Origin of the sequence: Janthinobacterium kochi (genome assembly GCF_051380715.1) — a bacterium.
Taxonomy (GTDB): Bacteria; Pseudomonadota; Gammaproteobacteria; order Burkholderiales; family Burkholderiaceae_D; genus Janthinobacterium.
The window spans coordinates 296,424-315,232 of record NZ_JBNYXO010000004.1; the positions used below are offsets into that span (position 1 = coordinate 296,424).

At 65.5% G+C, this 18,809-nt stretch carries 14 protein-coding genes and 1 pseudogene; 2 read left to right on the forward strand and 13 right to left on the reverse strand.

All coding sequences use genetic code 11. The features are described from left to right. Position 1: 1 nt before the first annotated feature. From ACQ4WL_RS11735 to ACQ4WL_RS11745, 3 genes and pseudogenes are all read right to left on the reverse strand, one after another. Positions 2–1,459, reverse strand: coding sequence for a hypothetical protein (locus ACQ4WL_RS11735; RefSeq protein ID WP_436509898.1), 1,458 nt, complete (start codon positions 1,457–1,459; stop codon positions 2–4). 280 nt (positions 1,460–1,739) lie between these two features. Continuing rightward, the gene (locus ACQ4WL_RS11740) at positions 1,740–2,153 is read right to left on the reverse strand and encodes a zinc-binding dehydrogenase (protein ID WP_436510075.1); all 414 of its coding nucleotides are present in this window, start codon (positions 2,151–2,153) and stop codon (positions 1,740–1,742) included. Between the two features lie 66 nt (positions 2,154–2,219). Further along, a pseudogene (locus ACQ4WL_RS11745) lies at positions 2,220–3,041 on the reverse strand (oxidoreductase); the annotation flags it as partial. A 161-nt stretch (positions 3,042–3,202) separates the two neighbouring features. Between ACQ4WL_RS11745 and ACQ4WL_RS11750 the strand changes: the two are divergent. Beyond that, positions 3,203–3,574, forward strand: coding sequence for a gamma-glutamylcyclotransferase family protein (locus ACQ4WL_RS11750; protein WP_436509899.1), 372 nt, complete (start codon positions 3,203–3,205; stop codon positions 3,572–3,574). Between the two features lie 39 nt (positions 3,575–3,613). On the opposite strand, the gene ACQ4WL_RS11755 is transcribed toward ACQ4WL_RS11750, so the two are convergent. Further along, entirely contained in the window at positions 3,614–4,018 is a 405-nt protein-coding gene (locus ACQ4WL_RS11755) for a ribonuclease domain-containing protein (RefSeq protein WP_436509900.1), read from the reverse strand. A gap of 526 nt (positions 4,019–4,544) precedes the next feature. On the opposite strand from ACQ4WL_RS11755, the gene ACQ4WL_RS11760 reads away from it, so the two are divergent. After that, positions 4,545–4,862, forward strand: a complete 318-nt coding sequence (locus tag ACQ4WL_RS11760; RefSeq protein WP_436509901.1) for a hypothetical protein — start codon at positions 4,545–4,547, stop codon at positions 4,860–4,862. Here ACQ4WL_RS11760 and ACQ4WL_RS11765 read toward each other — a convergent pair. From ACQ4WL_RS11765 to ACQ4WL_RS11805, 9 genes are all read right to left on the reverse strand, one after another. Next, on the reverse strand, positions 4,817–6,760 hold the full coding sequence (locus ACQ4WL_RS11765; RefSeq protein ID WP_436509902.1) for an FTR1 family protein: 1,944 nt from the start codon (positions 6,758–6,760) through the stop codon (positions 4,817–4,819). The genes ACQ4WL_RS11760 and ACQ4WL_RS11765 overlap by 46 nt on opposite strands. 158 nt (positions 6,761–6,918) lie before the next feature. Beyond that, positions 6,919–7,623: a hypothetical protein gene (locus ACQ4WL_RS11770; RefSeq protein WP_436509903.1), complete on the reverse strand. Its 705-nt coding sequence runs from the start codon at positions 7,621–7,623 to the stop codon at positions 6,919–6,921. Positions 7,624–7,717: 94 nt separating this feature from the next. Beyond that, positions 7,718–8,755 carry a zinc-dependent alcohol dehydrogenase gene (locus ACQ4WL_RS11775; RefSeq protein WP_436509904.1) on the reverse strand — a complete coding sequence of 346 codons (1,038 nt, stop codon included), beginning with the start codon at positions 8,753–8,755 and terminating at the stop codon, positions 7,718–7,720. A 342-nt stretch (positions 8,756–9,097) separates the two neighbouring features. Beyond that, on the reverse strand, positions 9,098–11,530 hold the full coding sequence (locus ACQ4WL_RS11780; RefSeq protein ID WP_436509905.1) for a glycosyltransferase: 2,433 nt from the start codon (positions 11,528–11,530) through the stop codon (positions 9,098–9,100). Further along, positions 11,527–12,750: a TIGR04063 family PEP-CTERM/XrtA system glycosyltransferase gene (locus ACQ4WL_RS11785; RefSeq protein ID WP_436509906.1), complete on the reverse strand. Its 1,224-nt coding sequence runs from the start codon at positions 12,748–12,750 to the stop codon at positions 11,527–11,529. Before ACQ4WL_RS11785 ends, ACQ4WL_RS11780 begins: the two co-directional genes overlap by 4 nt. A 3-nt stretch (positions 12,751–12,753) precedes the next feature. Continuing rightward, the gene (locus tag ACQ4WL_RS11790; protein ID WP_436509907.1) at positions 12,754–14,736 is read right to left on the reverse strand and encodes an XrtA/PEP-CTERM system amidotransferase; all 1,983 of its coding nucleotides are present in this window, start codon (positions 14,734–14,736) and stop codon (positions 12,754–12,756) included. Between the two features lie 10 nt (positions 14,737–14,746). Continuing rightward, positions 14,747–15,949, reverse strand: a complete 1,203-nt coding sequence (locus tag ACQ4WL_RS11795; protein ID WP_436509908.1) for a TIGR03088 family PEP-CTERM/XrtA system glycosyltransferase — start codon at positions 15,947–15,949, stop codon at positions 14,747–14,749. Beyond that, positions 15,939–17,510: an exosortase A gene (gene xrtA / locus ACQ4WL_RS11800; RefSeq protein WP_436509909.1), complete on the reverse strand. Its 1,572-nt coding sequence runs from the start codon at positions 17,508–17,510 to the stop codon at positions 15,939–15,941. The genes ACQ4WL_RS11795 and xrtA overlap by 11 nt, the downstream gene beginning before the upstream one ends. Beyond that, on the reverse strand, positions 17,507–18,796 hold the full coding sequence (locus ACQ4WL_RS11805) for a TIGR03087 family PEP-CTERM/XrtA system glycosyltransferase (protein ID WP_436509910.1): 1,290 nt from the start codon (positions 18,794–18,796) through the stop codon (positions 17,507–17,509). Before ACQ4WL_RS11805 ends, xrtA begins: the two co-directional genes overlap by 4 nt. Positions 18,797–18,809 lie beyond the last annotated feature (13 nt).

An 18,809-nucleotide genomic window follows, 5' to 3' on the forward strand; every position in this document is an offset into this window, starting at 1 on the left:
CTCATGGCGTCACCTCTTGCAGTTTTTTGTACGCATTGAGGGCATTCTGGTAATTGGTTTGCTTCTGCAGCAATTGCGTCTTGCGCTCGAGATCGTCCATTTCAAGCTGCAGAGGGGTCTTTTCCTTCACCTGCAGAGCAAAATCGTCTTTCGCCTTCAAAAGCGTCATCCGGTTTTCATAGCCTTTGATTTCCTCGTCAAACGCCTTTTGGGCCTGATCATCCTGTATTTTTGTCCGCGCCGCCGCCGCCTCATCGCGTGCCTTGGCAAGGTCGGCATACTTGCTGGAAAGGGTCTCCAAGGTCGTCGCTCCACGTTCCGCCGTCGACTGCGCTTTAAATTCGAACAAGGTCAACGCGCCATCGGGCGCAAACAAGGCTTTGATCGAATTTTTATCGAAGGGGCCGTTGCTCAAATCCAGCGATGCGAGCGTGCCGTACTGCGGTATGGAGAACGGGCTATTACTCAAGAGAACCGGCGGCAAACCTTCCCCTTTTTTTATCGTGATGCGGCCCATGACGGGCTGGCGATAGAGGATGCCGCCAGTGCCCTGTCCGGAGGCGTGCGCAGCGTCTCCCGAGCCGGACAAGCGCTGCATTTGCGTGCGCGGACGTTTCGCCGTGGATTCCGCGCATACGAGCGCCTCGAACGCCGCGTCGCCACCCATTGTTGACCTGGCGGTATGTAGCTTCTCATATTCGTCCGATCTCGCGATATCGAGGAATTTTGCAAGGTAGTTTTCCCCTGTCAATGTGACCTTGCTACATTGTTCAAGCACGCTGGGAATATAGCTAAAACTGGTTTCGCCGGTGAGGGTTTGGAGTAATGCATTGATTCTTTTTTGAACCATTTCTGCCGTTGGTTTTACCGCTGCCGCAGTGGCGATCGCTTGCGTGCCCGCGCGGGCCTTGCGCTGCGTGCTGGCGGTGGCGGGGGCCGCCGGCGTTTTTTTGCCGGTTTTCGGCACTTCCTCCTTGGCCGGCTCCGCATTCACATTTTCAGTGCCCGGCGCTTCCTCTCTGTTCAGATCGGCAAGAAGGCTGCGCTGGACCATCAGATCCTTCAGCAGGCGATCGATGGGTTCCGCGCATTTGGCTGTTTCACCCGGCGTTCCCGCCGCCGCTGGCTGCACCGGCACAAATGTCGCGGCCTTGACGATATTCAATGCCGAGCCCGCGATTGCGGCCAGCGTTTCGCCTGTGCGGTCGTCGATCTCGGCATTTACCGTCTTCAGGGTGCCTATCGGATAAAATTCAAAGCTTGCCGTGGTGATTTTTATTGCGGAATTTAATTTTCCATAATCGACATAATACCGCTGCTCTTCGTCCGCCACGGTCGAATACGTAGTTTTTGCATCGCTTATTTCATATTTGAATTTCATCTTGCCGCCATATAGCGCGCATGACGTGGGAATGAAGGATATGTTGCCGCTGACCGCCGTGGCGGGAAGATAATACATGCTTCCGCTAGGAACTAGCGTCTCATTGCTGGGAAATTGATTCGAGCGCAGCATCGTGCTACATGCAGCCAAAGTCAAAGAAATCATTAGGATGAGAAATATTCGCATTATTTCCCCCAAGAAATATATTTTCAGATGCTCCCGTCAGTAAAATTTACGCTGCATGATTTAGCGCTGTTTGCGATTGGATAAGGAATGCCCCGATAAATCGCGCGGCATGGGCATAATGTATTTCCCGGCCTGATGATTGAATGCCTTTTTTCAATGGCATTGAATATGCTTATTGCGCGTGCGGCTGGCGCAACTGCACCACCACCTTGCCGCGAGCGCGGCCCTGCGCCAGCCAGGCCAGCGCCTGGCGCGCCTCGGCAAAGGGAAACACCCGGTCGATGACGGGGCGAATGGTGCCGGCGTCAAGCAGGCCGGCGATCTGCGCCAGCTGGCTGCCGTCGGGACGCCCGAAGTGGAAGGCATAGTCGGCGCCGCGCCGCTTCGCCAGGCCGATGATCTTGCGGCTGAGCAAACCAAGCACCAGTTTCAGCACCAGGTTCATGCCGCGCGCGCGGGCGAAAGCGGCGTCCGGCGGACCAATCAGCGAGACGACATGGCTGCCAGGCTTGACGATGCGCAAGGCCTTTTCCAGCCCGTCGCCGCGCACCAGGTCGACATTTGCCGTGCTGGTGGTGGTGCCCACGCGGGCGCCCAGGTGCCTGGCCAGCTGGATGGCAAACGTGCCGATAATCCAGGTTCGCCGGCAAGCCAGGCGCAGGTCCTTGCGTAAGCCCGCGTCCAGCAGCGAGGCGGGCAGGAAGCGGCGCATCAGGCGCAAGCGTGCCGCCAACGGGCCGGCCGTGTAGCGCAATTTCGGCTGGGGTGCCTGCGCCGCCGCAAGGACGGTGTCGGCCACCACGCCAGGGTCATCGGCGCCGGCCAAGAGTTCCTGCAGCCGGCGCACGACGGCCGCACGCACCTGCTGGTAGGCGCTCAGTGGGGTATCGGACGCCAGCAAATTGGCTTCGAACGTGGTTTTCGTGTAGGCCGGCTCGATGACGCTGGCGCGGATGTCCCAGCTGCGCACTTCATGGTCGAGCGATTCCGTATCACCTTCGATGGCGTGTTTGGTGGCTGCATACAGTGCGCCGTAGGGCATGGGCAGGAAGCCCACGACGGAACCGATGTTGAGGATGCGCCCGCCGCCCTGGGCCCGCATGTGCGGCAGCACGGCCAGCGTCATGCGCACGACGCCGAAGAAATTCGTGTCGAAGATGGCTTGCGCCTGGGCAATGCTGCTTTCCTCGGCGCCCGCCGGGGCCACGCCGAAACCGGCGTTATTCACCAGCAGGTCGATGCGGCCTTCGCGCTGCATCACATCGGCCAGGGCCGCAGCGACAGAAGCATCGCTGGTGACGTCGAGCTCCAGCACCGCATAGCCAAGCCTGGCCGCTTGGTCGCCGCGGCGGCTGGTGCCGTACACCGTATAGCCGGCTTGCGCCAGGCGCCGGGCCGTGGCGGCGGCGATGCCGGACGAGGCGCCGGTGACCAGGGCAATCTTGTGGTTTTTCTTGGCAGTTCCTTCAGTGATTGACCGCTTGCGATATAAAATATGAAAAGCATCATATTGTTGTTGAAAAAAAGCGCGGAGCGGACCAAGGTCCCGGACGGTACGGCTAGCCGGGCGCTTGACACCGCGCCAGGGTAGCCTCGGGCTGGGGTAGCTGGAATAACGAACGACAGGGAGCAGCGATGACATCTTTTACTGCGGAAACGCCAGAGCAGCTGTTTTCCTACGGCACCTTACAGCAGGCCGATGTGCAGCTGGCCACCTTCGGGCGCCTGCTGGACAGCCGGCCCGACCAATTGCCCGGCTACCGCCTGGCGCTGCTGGCCATCGATGATGCGCAGGTGGTGGCGACCAGCGGCAAGACGCACCATCCGATCACCTCGCGCAGCGGCGAGCCGACGGATTGCGTGCCCGGCGCCGTGCTGGCCATCTCGCTTGAGGAATTGCGCCAGGCGGACGGCTACGAGGTAGCCGCCTACCGGCGCGAGCGCGTCGCCTTGAAGTCAGGCATGCAGGCCTGGGCGTATGTGGATGCGCGCGATGCGGCGCCGTGACCACTGATTCCGGCGCCGCTTGAATTGGAAAAAGAACGGCTAGCTTTTCAGGCTGCAGAAGGACGTATAGTGGTCCTGCGTATAGTAGCGTTCCACCAACTTGCGTTTGCCCGCCGGAGTCTGCACCAGCAATACCGCACGATGCGAACCCGCCCCGCCGTCGCCGCCGATACCCAAATAGTATTCATAATAAACCTCGTCCTTGCCGGCGGCGGGGAGGCGCTTTTCATTATTATTGAATACGGTATTGCCCGGACCACCCGCCACCGCGCTCGTCTTGGCGTTGCGGTAGGCGTCATATTCGCTATTTTGCGGGGTAGGCAGGGTTTTGCTCGGTTCCCTTTTGCCGCAGTCAGGGATCTTCGCCGCATAGGCATGGGAAGAAAACAGGGCGCCTGCCATAACAAGACCCAGCGACCATATTGTTGCGTGTTGAACTTTCATCGATCAGCTTTCGTTGGTGGTGCGTTTAACGGATAGGCTTCTTTTGATACGGGATACGGCCGGTGTTCGGGCGACCGGTGCAATCTCTGCAATACTGAATATAGTTAAAATTTTGAAAATGTAACTATCCAATTGTCACGTGCCGATAAATATTTTTATGTCTTCTTCAGAGAAATAGGAGGGATGCGGAGACAATGGCGAACAGATGGATGGTGTCATGCTGCGGGAAATAAATGCAGGGCAAGGCGCGCAGAGCAATCACATAGTCAAGCGCATTAACGTGACAATGTTAGAGTTTTTTTGATTGGCAATTCGTTATGCTTTGAAGCAGTTATGGGTAACAAGCGAGCCAGTTTATGCATATCGCTCTCCCGATATTCTGTTGTCGAGCATATGAAACCCTGAATGATGAATGTATTCATCGTCAATCATTAACTTCTGATAGGAATGTGCATGAGCCATGACCGCCTCGCTTGCGCCTGCTGCAACCTGCCTACGCTGATAAGCGGCCTGTTACCGTAAACGGATGGCCGCCGATGGCAGCGAGCAAGTGGCGGCACTGGGCATGGCCGGCGGCATCATCATTGCCACCGGCACGCAGCAAGATGTGCGCCAGGCCATGCAACTGCAGCAGCCGCGCGATGTCGACCTGAACGGCAGCCAACTGGACCCGCTGAGCAGCACGGTGCCCATCCTGCTGATGAACTCTTCCGGCCACCTTGCCTATCTCAATACTGCAGCGATTGGGGGCTGGCGGGCACGCCCTTGCTGGCGCGTTTCAAGGGGCGAGTTTCAAGCTCAGGCCGGCTTGCGTTTTCCTGCGGAAACGCGGTTCCAGCCATAGCCGGCGACGATGATGGCCAGGATGGCCGCCTGTGCCAGCAGGGTTTCCGCCGTGGGCAGGATGCCCAAGAGATCAATGCGCATAAAATCGACGGGAGTCACACCAACCCAGCCCGCTTCTTGCAGCGCGGCAACGCCTTTACCCATCAGTATCACGGCCAGCACGGCCACGAAAGCGGAGGTCAGCGAGAAGAACTTGCCGATCGGCATGCGGGCGCTGGTGCGCAACAAGGCCCAGGCAATCACCACCAGCAGCACGATGGCCACCAGGAAGCCGCCCAGCAGGGCGCCGCCATTGCCGTCCGCCGCCAGGGCGGAATAGAACAGCACGGTTTCAAAGACTTCGCGGTAGACGGCAATGAAGGCCAGGGCGAACAGGCCCCAGGCAGAGCGCCGCGTCATTGCTGCAGTGAGTTTCTCGTGCAGGTATTGCTGCCAGCGTCCGGCGCTGCTCTTCTGGTGCATCCACAAGCCCACGCTGAGCAGGACCAGGGCCGCAAACACGGAGCCGAGCCCCTCGCTCACTTCACGGCTGGCGCCGCTGATGGTGACCAGGTATGTCGCTGCCACCCACGTCAGGCCGCCTGCCACCAGCGCGCTGGCCCAGCCCGCATGCACGTAGGGCAGCACGTCATTGCGCTTGGCCTTGCGCAGGAAGGCGATGATGCCGATCACGATCAGCAGCGCTTCCACGCCTTCGCGCAGCAAAATGGTCAGGGCGCCGATAAAGGTCGTCATCGGCTCGGCCTTGGCGTCGCCCAGCTCCGCTTCCACATGGCTAAACAGTTGCTGCAGCTTTTCGCCGGCCGCCTCGGCGTCGGCCACCGTGCCCTTGGCAACGGCGGAACGGTAAGCCAGCATGGCGTTTTCCACGGCCAGCAGCAGCGATTTGTTGCGCGCACCGACCATCGGCTCGATCGGCTCAAAACCGTCCAGGTAGGCCGACAGGCCCAGGCGCGTAGCGGCCGCGCGGTCGCCCGCGTGCATGGCGGCCAGGCTTTCCGCCAGGCGCAAACGCGACAGGGCCAGGCCCGCCGGCTTGTGCGCCTCGGCCTTGTCCGGGTGGCTGCGCAAATAGGCCGTCAAGGCTTGCGCCTCGTCCGCGCCCAGCTTGGCGGCAACGGCTTCCTGTGTCAGGGTCGTCACGGCAGCCAGGTCCGCATACAGGTTTTTCGCTCGCGCATCGTCTTGCCACAGCTTTTCACCGTGTGCGCGCGCCGCCGCGCCGTGCGACATGCCGCCCACGAAGAAGGCCAGGTCCCAGCGCTCGTTTTCGGACAACTGGCCGAAACTGGCCATCGAGGTGCCGGCCACGCCTTGCGAAATGACCTGGTACAGCGCCATCACGCTGCGCGACTGCGCCCGATCGCCATCCGTGAAGGCAATCGGCTTCGGTTCCAGGCTGGCCGCCAGCGGACCGTCGCCGCCACCGGCTGCGCCGTGGCAAGAAGCGCACTGGGCCGCATACAGGGCCGCGCCGCGCGCCAGCTTGGGTAATACTTTGGGCGCCACGGGAATCGGATACGCGGCAATCAGCAAGCCGTTGGCGTGGTGCGCCAGGCGCTTGACTTCCACGCCGTCGGCCTTGGCGACGACGGCCGCGCGCAATTCATCGATGGCGGCGGCAATGGCTGCCTTCGAAGCGTGGGCTGGCAGGGCGGCGATCTGCGTCGTCGCGTTGTCGGTAAAATCGAGCATTTCCGCGTATTCGGCCTCGCTGACCACCTTGCCGTGCTCGACGGCGCCGCTGTAATCGACGGCAACGTAGTCAATCAATTGCCACAGCTGCTTGGCGCCAGCGCCCTGGTCGGCCACTTGCGCTTGCGCGCCGCCGGCCAGCAACAGGCTGGCAGCCACGAGCGGATAGCACACAAGCCATTTCTTCATAGAGTTGAACATGATTCTCATTCTCATTTATCCTTAACCCGGCGACTATAGGACAGACGGTGCAGGGTGTCAACGGCGCACGGCTGCGCGCGGGGGTAAACAGCGCCGCCCTGGTCAAGATGCTTGACCAGGGCGGCGTGCCTGGAGAATGGAACACGGGGGAGTGAGGGCTATGGCTTCGATGCCGGTTTCGCGTACAGGCCTCTGGCCAATCCGCTGTCCGTGTCGTCCACTTGCAAGCCACCTTTGACGACGCGCAAGGCCAGCTTCTGGAATGCCTGGCCCCTGAGCCATTGAGCGTCGGTGACGGCGAATGCGGCGATGCGTTCCTGCGCGCGCGCGGGCGGCACGAGCAGCCATTGATAGTCGGCCTGCGCGCCCTGGCGGCGCAAGCCGGCGCGTACCCAGCGTTCCGACGCCGGCATGTGGACGATGGCGTCGCCGTTCGCCGCGCTGACGGCCGTGGCCGTCTTGCCGCTTTGCGCCTCGAACGTCACTTCCACGCCAGCCATCGGTCCCAGCCGGGGAAAGCCGACGATCGCCACCCACAGGCCCGCTTCGGCAGGTTTCTGGATGCGCATTTCCGCTTCCTCGAACACGCGAAACTGCGGCTCCTTGCCGTCGTTGCCCGTCACCAGGGTCACCGTGTCGCCGGCAACGCGCCACGCACCGCTGGCTTGCTGGTCGGTATTGCCGTAACTGAGCATCCACTCGAAGGTGCCGTCCTTTTTCAGCAGCAGTTCGGAGCCCGTTTCCATGACGCCTTGCAGATAATAGTGTCCGGCCAAGGAGGGGGCAGCCTGGTCGGCCGCGCTGGCAGCAAGCGGCCAGGCGAGGGCGACGCAGGCCAGCAGGCAAGAAAGAGAAATTTTCATCGGTGTGTCCTTTGTAATATGCAATTATGGCAACAAAAATTCAATTGCCGTCGCACGACACACCGGCGCAGTTGGCGCTCTGCTCAGCCGTAACTCAATTAGCGCTGAAATCGAGTACCACGCGCGAGGCAACCTTGCCATGCTCCAGGCGGCTGAAGATTTCATTGATGGCCGACAGCGGCTGCAATTCGATGCCCGCCTTGACCTTGCCAGTGGCGGCAAAGGCGAGCGCCTCGGCCATGTCCTGGCGCGTGCCCACAAAAGAGCCGCGTATCGTCACGCAATTGGCCACCACGTCGAACAGCGGCGTCGGGAAGTCACCCGGCGGCAAGCCCACCAGCACGCAGGTGCCGCGCTTGCGCGTCATCGCCACGCCTTGCTGGAAGGCGTCGAGCGACGGCGCCGTGATCAGCACGCCGTGCGCGCCGCCACCGGTCGCTTCACGCAAGGCCGCAATGGGATCGCCCTGGCGGGCATTGATGGTCACTTCGGCGCCCAGGGCGCGTGCGTGCTCCAGCTTGCCTTCATCGATGTCGACGGCCGCCACGCGCAAGCCCATGGCCAGCGCATATTCGACGGCCAGGTGGCCCAGTCCGCCGATGCCGGAGACGGCCAGCCATTGGCCCGGCCGCGCGCCCGTTTCCTTGATGCCCTTGTAGCTGGTCACGCCGGCGCAGATGATGGGCGCCGCCTGCACGGCGGACAGCCCGTCCGGAATATGCGCGACGTAGCGCGGGTCGGCGAGGATGTATTCGGCGAAACCGCCATTCTTGGTGTAGCCGCCGAACTGCGCCGCGGCGCACACGGTTTCCCAGGCTGCCAGGCAATGTTCGCAATGGCCGCAAGCCGAGTAGAGCCAGGGTACGCCGACTCTGTCGCCCAGCTGCACCTCGGTCACGCCCGTGCCCATGGCCACCACCAGGCCGATGCCCTCGTGGCCGGGAATGAACGGCGGCGTCGGCTTGACAGGCCAGTCCCCGCGCGCCGCATGCAAGTCAGTGTGACACACGCCGCAAGCCTCCGTCTTGACCAGGATCTGGCCAGGGCCGGGAACCGGCACGGGAACCTCGCGCAACACCAGGGGTTGCCCAAATTGTTCGACAACTGCGGCTTTCATGGTAGTGGGGATCATGTTATTCCTTATGAAGTTGGGGTGGCGTCAGTCACGCGCCCTGCCATGGGCTGCTCAACAGACACTTGCGAATGATCATATTCTGCTGCATGCGATTCGAAAATTGATTGATCTACATCAATGTGTGAGCGCACGGTGCCTAAAACTTCAAGAGCAGCGACTTGCGTGCGAAAATCGCCAGCCAGACCGGCGTTGCTATCCCGATCCCTAGCGTGCATGCATGCGGAGATTGCTTCGCAGGCGAGATTGCTCTTGTCGACGGCGAACTCACTACAAATGATTAAGCAAGATATATGGATGAGTATGGACAACTGCTATTGCATCGAGCTGCAGGCTGCCCGTCTACGCCACCGCACTCACCACATAGCGGTACTTGCCCGACGCCTCCGCCGCGATCTCGTCGACTTCCTCGATGGCGATGTCGACCTGCGCGCCCAGCCTGGCCTGAAAGCCGGTCACGATGGCGCTGCGCGTGGCGTCGTCCAGGCGCGGCTGGCAGACCAGCAGCACGCGGGTGCGCAGCAGGCTTTCCTGGATGATCTTGAAGCTGCGCACCTGCGGCAGTTCGCGCACGATGTAGACGAGGGCCAGGCCGTGCATGACGGTGCCATCGACCGCCGTGAGGAAATCCGTGCTGCGCCCTTCGATCTTTTGCAGCAGGGGCAAACCGCGTCCGCAGGCGCATGGCTCGGTGCCGAGCGCGCCCACGTCGCCCGTGGCGTAGCGGATGAACGGATAGTCCCGCGTGGCCAGGTGGGTGACGACGATCTCTCCTGTGGCACCAAAGGGCAGCGGCTGGCCCTGGCCATCGACGATCTCCACGATGATGTCTTCGGCCGTGATGTGCATGCCGCCGTCAAGGCATTCGTGGGCGATGAAGCCCGCGTCGCGCCCGCCGTAGCCGTTGGCCACGGGGCAGCCGAAGGCGGCGGCGATCTGTGCGCGCTGCTCGTCGTACAGGCGTTCGGCCGTGACGAACGCCACTTTCACGCCCAGGCCGTCGAGCGGCAAGTCGCGCGCGCTGGCATGGCTGGCGATGCGGCACAGGGCCGACGGATAGCCGAACAGCATGCGCGGACGCCAGCGGCGCAACTGCCTGACATAGCCATCGAGGCGCGCGGGCGACATGGCAAAGGCGGGCAGCAGGGTGCTGCGCAGCAGCGCATCGCGCAGGCGGCGCACGCGGTCCTGCGCCTGCAGCTCGATGGGCGAGCCCCATAGCACGGCTTCGCGGTCGCCGATATCGACGCCCCACCAGCGCGTGGCGCGCCACTTGGCGGCGATGTCGTGGCTGATCCTGCGCCGGCCGAGGAAAAACTGCAGCGGCTCGCCGCTGGAGCCGCCCGTGGCGAACGGGCGCAAGCCCAAGGCGCGGGCAGACTTGAAACTGTCGCGCGCGCCGGCGATATCGCGCTTGCGCAGCAGCGGCAGGCGCGACAAATCGGCCAGTTGCCGCACTTGTTCCGGGTCGAAACCGCTGCGGGCGAACAGCGCGCGATAATGGGGCACGTGCTCGCCCGCGTGGCGCAGCAGCGCACGCAGGCGCGCCAGCTGCCACTCCTGCAACTGCTGTGCGCTCCACCACTGCGAGCGTTCCAGCCGGCGCAGCAGGCGCGCGCTGTGGTGGCCCTTAAGCCATTCATGCAGGGGAAACAGCCAGCGGGACACGCAGCGCGTGTAGGCGCCGGGGCGCGGCGCGGCGCGGATGCGGCGGTAATGCGCGGCCAGGCCGGGCGCAATGCCGGGCCAGCCGAAAGTGGCGGCATGCGCCAGGCCCGCGTCTGCCAGCTTTTGTGCGCGGGTCGGGTCGCGCAGCAGCGCCAGGATGGCCTGCGCCATGGCGGCCGGCTCGCCGGGCGGCACCAGCAGCGCCGTCACGCCGTCTTGCAGCAGGGCGGGGATGCCGCCTACGTTGGTGCTGACGACGGGCACGCCGCAGGCCAGCGCTTCGAGCACGGAGTTGGGCATGTTGTCGGCCAGGCTCGGGTTGAGGACGATGTCGCTGGCCTGGTACAGCGCGGGCATCGCGGCATTGTCGACAGGGCCGGCGAAGCGCACGGCACCGTCCACGCCGAGCGATCTGGCCAGGCGCGCCAGCGCCGCGCGCTGCGGCCCGCCACCGGCCAGCACCAGGCGCGCCGTGGGATAGCTTGGTCGCACGAGTGCAAAGGCGCGCACGGCGCTTGCGTTGTCGTACAGCTGTTCCAGGTGGCGCGCCACCAGGATGCACGGACCATCGGCGGGCGCACGCGGCGCGGCCGGCGCAAAGCGCTGCAAGTCCACCACGTTCGGCACGATGTGAGCCGTATGGCCATACTGTTCGAAGATGCCGGCCAGGTAGGCCGACGGCACGACGATGGCGCTGGCGCGGCGCAGGCTGAACGCCACCAGGCGCGGCCAGCGGGCCAAAAAGGCGGCCGCTTCGCCGCCCCGGTAATTGAGCAGGGCCGGCTTGCCTTTCAGGCTGGCGATCCACAATGCCGGTGCCGCGTGCAGATGCCAGGACCAGCCGGAATTGGCCATGATGTGGAACAGGTCGACCGTATTGGCCGTGCGCCACAGGCGCCACAGGTACACGGGCAGGCGCAGCGCGGCGCGCAGGTAGCGGATGCGCGCCAGCCAGGGCGGCGGCACGGGGCCGTTGACGGCCAGCAGCTGCACTTGCGCGCCATCGTCGCGCAGCTTGCGCGCCAACTGCAGCGTTTGATTGGCCATGCCGCCCGCCGGCGGCGGCAGCGGGCCGACCAGCGCGATGCGCAGGCCCGAGAAGATCATGGCGCCGCTCCCGCCGCCATGCGTGCCGCGGCCACGCGGGCATACACGGGCGCGTAGCGGCCCACGCTGGCGCTCCAGCTGCGCTCCGTCTCGACAAACGCGCGCGCCTGGCGCCGCAGCACCGGCCAACTGGTGGGCGCCAGCAGCAGGGCCAGTATCGCCTGCACCAGCGCATCGGTGTCGCCGGCGCGAAACAGCATGCCCGTCTTGCCATGGTCGACCAGTTCGCGGTGGCCGCCCACGTCGGACGCCACCACGAGGCGGCCCTGCGCCATCGCCTCTAACGGTTTCAAGGGCGTCACCAGTTCCGTCAGGCGCATCGGCAGGCGCGGATACACGCAGATGTCGAGCAGCTGATAATACGCGGCTACCTGCGCATGCGGCACGCGCCCCGCGAAGACCACCGCGCTTAGAACACCTAATTGCGCCGCCAGCGCGCGCAGCGCCGCGTCCTGCGGGCCGCCGCCGGCCAGCAGCAGCCGCAGCGCCGGCTGCGCTGCCAGCAGGCGCGGCATGGCGCGCAGCAGCAGGGCCAGTCCCTCGTAGGCATAGAACGAGCCGATGAAGCCGATGACAGGACGGCCATCCAGACCCAGGCTGTGCGCCAGCGTGGGATCGGGCACGGCATCGAAGGCCCTGGCGTCGACGGCGTTCGGGATCACGGTGATTTTATGCGCCGGCACGCCGCGCGCGCACAATTCGCGCCGCAAGCCGTCGCAGATGGTGGTGACGGCGTCGGCGCGGCGCAGCGCATAGCTTTCCAGCGCGCGCGTGAGCCGGTAGCGCAGGCAGCCGGTCCGGCTGCTGCCATGGTCGGCGGCCGCGTCTTCCCAGAAGGCGCGCACTTCATACACGACGGGAATGCCCAGCGCGCGGCCCGCGTTGAGGGCGGCGATGGCGTTCAGGGCGGGCGAATGCGCATGCAGGATGTCTGGCTTGAGCCGCTGCGCCAGTTGGCGCAGGCGCACGGCCAGGCCGATGATGACGGCCACTTGCCGCAGCACGGGCAGGCGCGCCCACCAGCGTGCATCGGGCGCCGTGCGGTAGAAATGCCAGCCGTCGACCAGCTGCTGCGCGCCATCGGACGGCCCCTGCTTGGCACTGGTGAGCTGCATGGTGTGCCAGCCCAGCGCGCGCTGCTGGCGCAGGATGGCCAGGGTGCGGAAGGTGTAGCCGCTGTGCAGGGGCAGCGAATGGTCGAGGATGTGCAGGATGCGCATGGATTAGCCTGGGACGGATGTTGGGGTCAGACCCGTCGGGGGAATACGGCCCATTGGGCCGTATTCCCCCGACGGGTCTGACCCCGTTGCAACCTGCCGCAGGAACGCTTCAAACATCAGCAGCGACCACAGGGGCGCGCTGTAGTCGCGCCGTCCGCTCGCATGTTGCTCGAGCAGCAGGCACACGTAGTCCATGTCGAACAGGCCGCACTGCGCCAGGGTGGGGCCCAGCAGGCGCTGTTGCAGGCGCTGGCGCAGCGGGCCGCGCAGCCAGTCGGCCAGCGGGATCGAAAAACCCATCTTCTGGCGGTACAGCAGGGTGTCGGGCAGCAGCGGGCGCAGGGCTTTTTTCAGCAGGTACTTGCCGACACCGCGCCGCAGCTTGAATTGCGGCGGAAGGCCGGACATCCACGCCACCAGTTCATGGTCGAGCAGGGGCGAACGCACTTCCAGCGCATGCGCCATGCTGGCCCGGTCCACCTTGGTCAGAATGTCGCCGGGCAGGTAAGTTTTCATGTCGAGGTACTGCACCTGCGACAGCGGATCTTGCGCGGGGCTGGCCAGCGCGTGCCGGCGCAGCACTTCCACGGCGCGGTAGCCGTGCAGGCTGCGCCGCAGCTCGGGGCTGAACAGACGCGCGCGCATGGCGTCGCCCAGCAGGCTGACGCCGTGAAAATACGCGTCCGTCGTGTCGCGCGCCAGGCCTTCGAAGGTGGTCTTGGCGCGCAGGAAGCGCGGCGCCCAGTCGGCCTTCGGGTACAGCCGCCCCAGGGTGCCGAACAGCGACTGGCGCAAGCCGGCCGGCAGCAAGGGGTCCATCGCCTTGCGCACTTTTTCTTCGCGCGTGTGCAGGCGGTAGCGCCGGTAGCCGCCCAGGCTTTCATCGCCGCCATCGCCCGACAGGGCCACCGTGACGCGCTGGCGCGCCAGCTGGCAGACTCTGTACGTGGGCATGGCGGAACTGTCGGCGAACGGTTCGTCGTACAGGTTCGCCAGCAGGTCGATCAGCTCGAAGTCGTCCTGCTCCACCTGGCGCGCGTGGTGCGCCGTGGCGTAGCGGCGCGCCACCAGGTCGGCGTAGCGCGCTTCGTTGTACGCCGGGTCGCCGAACGAGATCGAGCAGGTGTTGATGGGCGTGGCGCTGGCCCCGGCCATCAGCGCCACGACGGCGCTGGAATCGACGCCGCCGGAGAGGAAGGCGCCCAGTGGCACTTCGGCCACCATGCGGATGCGCACCGCTTCGCGCAGGCGCGCCAGCAGTTCGTCGGCCGCCTGCGCCTCGCTGGCGGGCGGATTCGGCGTGAACGGAATGTCCCAGTACGACTGCGGCGCGGGCAGCGGCCGGCCGGCGCGGATGGAGAGCGTATGCCCGGGCGGCAGCTTGCGCGCGTGCTGGAAGATGCTGCGCGGCTCGGGCACGTAGCCGTAGGCGAAATACTCTTCCACGGCCAGCGGGTCGAGCACGCGCGGCATGGCCGGATGCGCGAGCAGGGCTTTGAGTTCGGAGCCGAACAGCAGGGTGCCATCCTGCGCCTCGCCGTAATACAGGGGTTTCACGCCCAGGCGGTCGCGCGCCAGGAACAGCAGATGGCGGCGGCGGTCCCACAGGGCGAAGGCGAACATGCCGCGCAGGCGCCGCACGCAGTGTTCTCCCCATTGTTCCCAGGCGTGAACGATGACTTCCGTGTCGCTGCTGGTGCGGAACTGATGGCCGAACTGCGCCAGTTCGGCCATCAGGCTGCGGTAATTGTAGATTTCGCCATTGAAGACGATGGCGATGCTGCGATCGGCGTTGAACAGCGGCTGCTGGCCGCTGGCCAGGTCGATCACGGACAATCGCCGGTGCGCCAGGCCCAGTCCCGGCTCGCGGTGCAGTCCCCCTTCATCCGGCCCCCGGTGGTGCAGGCTGTGGTTCATGCGCGCCAGCAGCAGCACATCGATGTCGCGCTGGCCCTGCAAATCAAAGATGCCGCTGATGCCGCACATGGGAGGCCTTTCAGGGATAAGTGGACAGAGGGGAGGGCTGGCGCGCGCCCGTCAGGCGGTCGTACACGGCCAGGTAGGCGCCGGCCATGGCGGGCAGGCTGTGCTCGGCCAGCACCTGGCGCCGCCCGCGCGCGCCGTGGCGCGGGCCCAGTTCGGGCATGCTGTAGTAGTCGAGCATGGCGTCGGCCAGCATCTCGGCAGAACCGGACGGCACCAGGGTGCCGCTCCAGCCCGACTGCACCAGTTCCGCATTGCCACCCACCTGCGTGGCGACGATGGGCAGCCCCGTCGCCATCGCTTCGAGAATGGTGTTCGAGCTGCCTTCGGCCAGCGAGGGCAGCACGAACAGGTCCATGGCGCGCAGCAGCTGCGCCACGTCATCGCGCGCGCCGGGCAGCCAGGCAAGATGGGCCACGCCAGCCTGCTGCAGCAGTTCCAGACAGGCCTGGCGGCACGGCCCGTCGCCGACGATGATCAGGCGCAGGCGCGCGTGGGCGCCCGGTTGCGCCAGCAGCAGCAAGAACGCGTGTACCAGCGAGGCATGGTCCTTGACGGGGGCCATGCGGCCCACGCTGCCAATGACGAAGGTGCCGTTGCACAGGAAGCCGGGCGGCCCCACGGCGGCTGGCGGGCCCAGGCGTGGATGGAATTGCACGCTGTCGACGCCATTGCCGATGTGCGACACCTGCGCGGGCGCCGCGCCGATGGCGTTCACCAGCCATTCTCCCAGGTCGGCGCTGACGGCGATGAAGTGCTGCACCAGCGGCAGCATGCATTTGCGCAGCAGCCGGTATTTGCGGCGGGTGCCATGCAAGTCGCTCATGTCGCGCCCGTGTTCGCCATGCACGCGCAGGCGCACGCCGGCCAGGCAGGCCAGCAGTTGCGCCTCGAGGCAGCCCAGGTTGCGCGTATGCACGAGTGCCGGGTGCAGCTGTTTGAGTACGCGGTACAGGCGCAGATAGTGGCGCCAGTCCTTGCCTTCGCGCTTGTCCAGGCTGATGACATCGACGCCTGGCGTGGTCAGGCGCCGGCGAAACGCGGTGGCATTCTTCAGGCAGACGATGGCGTGCCGATAACGCTCCGGCGGCAAATGGTTGATCAGGTTCACCAGGCCGTTTTCCAGCCCGCCCACGTCGAGCTGGTGGATCACATGCACGATCAGGGGGGCGCTGCTGGCCTCCCGCGTGCCGTCCATGTCGAGGTCAATGGCCATGCGGCAACTCCTGCAAGCGTCGTTCGATGACGGGCATTGCTGCCCGCAGGAAGGCTTGCAGGCGCGCGCGTGGTGGCGGCGCCAGCTCGTCGTAGGCGGCAAAGACGATAATGTCGGCGCCATCCTGGCGCATGCCCAGCAGCTTGGCTTGCGCCAGCAGCAGTTTTACCAGCGCGGGCCGGGCCGTGACGATGCCGCCCTGGCGGTAGACGCGCCACACCAGCAGGCGTTCGCCGCCGTGCCCAAGCACGCTTTCGCGCACGTCCAGGGCGCCGCTGGCCAGGCTGACATGCTGCACGCGCTGCGCCAGCGGCATCCAGCGCGCGCCATACGGCAAGGCCTGGTGCGTCAGCAGTTCGGCATCGCGCGCCTGGCGCGCATACCAGTGCAGCTGCAAGCCCACCGGCGCGCCCTCGTCACCCTGGCGCGCATACGTGGCGGCAAACCGCGCGGGCGTGCCCGCATATGGCGCCTGCCAGGCTGGTGCAGCATCGTGCAGACGCTGCCAGGTGGCTGGATCGGGCAAGGCCAGCACGGTCGCTGGCATCGCGGCGCCGTCGTGGCGGTGGCTGGCCAGCGCCAGCGCCGGCCACAGCGATGCCAGCAGCAGGCACGCCACGCTGGCGCGGATGGCGGCGCGCATGCCGGCCATGCCGGCGTCAGGGTACACGGACGGCACGGCGCGTGGGGGAGGCAATTCGCGCCAGCGCGCGGCCAGCCAGAACAGCAGCACCACCACCACGCCGAAGAACAGCCAGCCATAGATCAGATGGTCGACGCCCACGGCCAGGCGCATATTGCTCAGGTGACCCAGCATCACGATCAGGTAGGCGCGCACGCCATTGGCCAGGATGGGCACCAGCAGGGCGGCGGCCATGACGGCCAGGCGCCGCCGCGTGCTGTGGAAGTGCACATGGGCGTACAGGGCGCCCAGGGCCAGCGCGGCAATCAGGTAGCGCAAGCCGCTGCACGCTTCCACCACCGACCAGTTACCGGTAGGCAGCGAAAAATTGTTGCCATCGCGATACACGGGCACGCCAGTCCATTGCAGCGCGGTGACGGTGAAGGCGGCCGTGAAGTCGATCAAGGGTTCCAGGAAGACTTCGCCAAACGGCACGGCGAGAAACAGGTACGCCAGTGGAAAGGCCAGCAGGCGCACGGCCGGCCAGCCGAGGATGGCCAGCACGCAGGCGGGCAGCATGGCGGTGGCTGCAGTTTGTTCCACCACGGGCACGTTGGCGGCGTCGGCCAGCAGCCAGGCCAAGCCCAGCGCCCCCAGCAGCAGCAAGCCTTGCCGCGACGGCTGGGGCGCCAGCGCGGTCAGATGGGCGCGCTGGCGCCAGGCCAGCCAGCAACTGATGGGAACGATCAGGAAACCGTGCGCGAACGTCTGCGAGCGGGCCCATAATTCCACCATCGACCAGAAAGTGGCGTGATACAGCAGCACGACGACGGCCAGGGCCAGCAGCAGGGCCGCCAGGGCCGCCTGGCGCCGGTGTTCGCCATGCGGCAGGACGGCCGCGTCCGGCAAGCGTACCGCCTGGTCGAGCAACAGGCTCATGTGGATATCTCCCCCACGGGCTGTGTCGGTGCGGCGGCGCCTCTGCCGGCTGCATCCGCCCCGGCAGGCAGGCCCAGCATGGTACCCAGGCTGCGCAGATTGCGTTCCCAGTCGTAATCTTGCAAGACCAGCTGGCGCGCCGCCGCGCCGATGGCCGCGCCGCTCCCTTCGGCCGCGCCGCCCTGCGCGTTGCGCAGCACGCGCGCGGCATGGTGGATGAATTCGGCGTCGTCGCGCGCCAGCAGCAGTTCCAGGCCCGGCTGGGCGGCGATGCCTTCCAGCGCCTGCGGCGTGGCCAGCACGATCTTGCCCATCGCCATCGCTTCGAGCACCTTGTTTTGCACGCCGCGGGCGATGCGCAGGGGCGCTACGGCCAAGGCTGCGCCGGCCAGGTAGGGACGGATGTCGGCCACCTTGCCCGTCACCACCACGCCGGCCACTCTTGCCAGCGCCGTCACGGCGGGCACGGGTGCGCTGCCGACGATATAGAACTGCAACTGGGGAAACTGGCGCCGCAGTGCGGGCCAGACTTGGCGCACGAACCACTGCACGGCGTCGATGTTCGGCCAGTAATCCATGGCGCCCGTAAACACCAGCGCCTGCACGCCGGGTGGATACACGCCGGGCTGGGCCGGCATGGGCGTGAAATACGCCGCGTCTACGCCATTGTTGACATGACCCGTCTTGCGCCGCGCCATCGGCGCGCACTGGCGGAACAGGGCCGCTTCGGCCGGCGAGACGAAGCTGGCGGCCGTGAACTGCTGGGCGATATGGCGCTCGTACTGCAGCAGCAACTGCGCTTCGCGCCGGTACAGCAGCGACATGGGCCAGGGCTTGCTGTCGCCGTACTGGCGCCATTTGTCGGAATCGACATCGACGAAATCGATCACGCGGTGCAGGGCGCGGCCCGCGCTGCCGTCGATGTATTGCGCCATGGGTCCGGAATAGGCCAGCGCGTGGCGCACCTTGCCGCCCGATAGCAGCCCATCGACCCATTGCAGCAGGCGCGCATCGCGGTAGTAATGCACGCTCATCGCTTGGCGCGACAGCAGCGCCTGCATGGCGCGCCTGCGGGCCGAGCCGCGCCGCAAGTCGATGAAGCGCGTGCTGGCGCACAGGGCGGCCACGGTTTTCGCATGCTGCCAGTCGTCGTCATCGTCGATGAAGCAACCGAGGTGCACGCGGAAATGCAAGCTCAGGTACTGCAGCATGTGCCACGAGCGTATCTTGTCGCCCTTGTTGGGCGGATACGGCAGGCGGTGGGCGAGGAAGAGAAGTTCGCGCATAGTGTGTCCCCTT

Bases quoted from the DNA above. Each gene is read 5' to 3' on its own strand.
- ACQ4WL_RS11735 (WP_436509898.1), bottom strand. From the start codon at position 1,459: ATGTATTATCTTCCCGCCACGGCGGTCAGCGGCAACATATCCTTCATT.
- ACQ4WL_RS11750 (WP_436509899.1), top strand. From the start codon at position 3,203: ATGACATCTTTTACTGCGGAAACGCCAGAGCAGCTGTTTTCCTACGGC.
- ACQ4WL_RS11755 (WP_436509900.1), bottom strand. From the start codon at position 4,018: ATGAAAGTTCAACACGCAACAATATGGTCGCTGGGTCTTGTTATGGCA.
- ACQ4WL_RS11760 (WP_436509901.1), top strand. From the start codon at position 4,545: ATGGCCGCCGATGGCAGCGAGCAAGTGGCGGCACTGGGCATGGCCGGC.
- ACQ4WL_RS11765 (WP_436509902.1), bottom strand. From the start codon at position 6,760: ATGTTCAACTCTATGAAGAAATGGCTTGTGTGCTATCCGCTCGTGGCT.
- ACQ4WL_RS11770 (WP_436509903.1), bottom strand. From the start codon at position 7,623: ATGAAAATTTCTCTTTCTTGCCTGCTGGCCTGCGTCGCCCTCGCCTGG.
- ACQ4WL_RS11775 (WP_436509904.1), bottom strand. From the start codon at position 8,755: ATGATCCCCACTACCATGAAAGCCGCAGTTGTCGAACAATTTGGGCAA.
- ACQ4WL_RS11780 (WP_436509905.1), bottom strand. From the start codon at position 11,530: ATGATCTTCTCGGGCCTGCGCATCGCGCTGGTCGGCCCGCTGCCGCCG.
- ACQ4WL_RS11785 (WP_436509906.1), bottom strand. From the start codon at position 12,750: ATGCGCATCCTGCACATCCTCGACCATTCGCTGCCCCTGCACAGCGGC.
- ACQ4WL_RS11790 (WP_436509907.1), bottom strand. From the start codon at position 14,736: ATGTGCGGCATCAGCGGCATCTTTGATTTGCAGGGCCAGCGCGACATC.
- ACQ4WL_RS11795 (WP_436509908.1), bottom strand. From the start codon at position 15,949: ATGGCCATTGACCTCGACATGGACGGCACGCGGGAGGCCAGCAGCGCC.
- xrtA (WP_436509909.1), bottom strand. From the start codon at position 17,510: ATGAGCCTGTTGCTCGACCAGGCGGTACGCTTGCCGGACGCGGCCGTC.
- ACQ4WL_RS11805 (WP_436509910.1), bottom strand. From the start codon at position 18,796: ATGCGCGAACTTCTCTTCCTCGCCCACCGCCTGCCGTATCCGCCCAAC.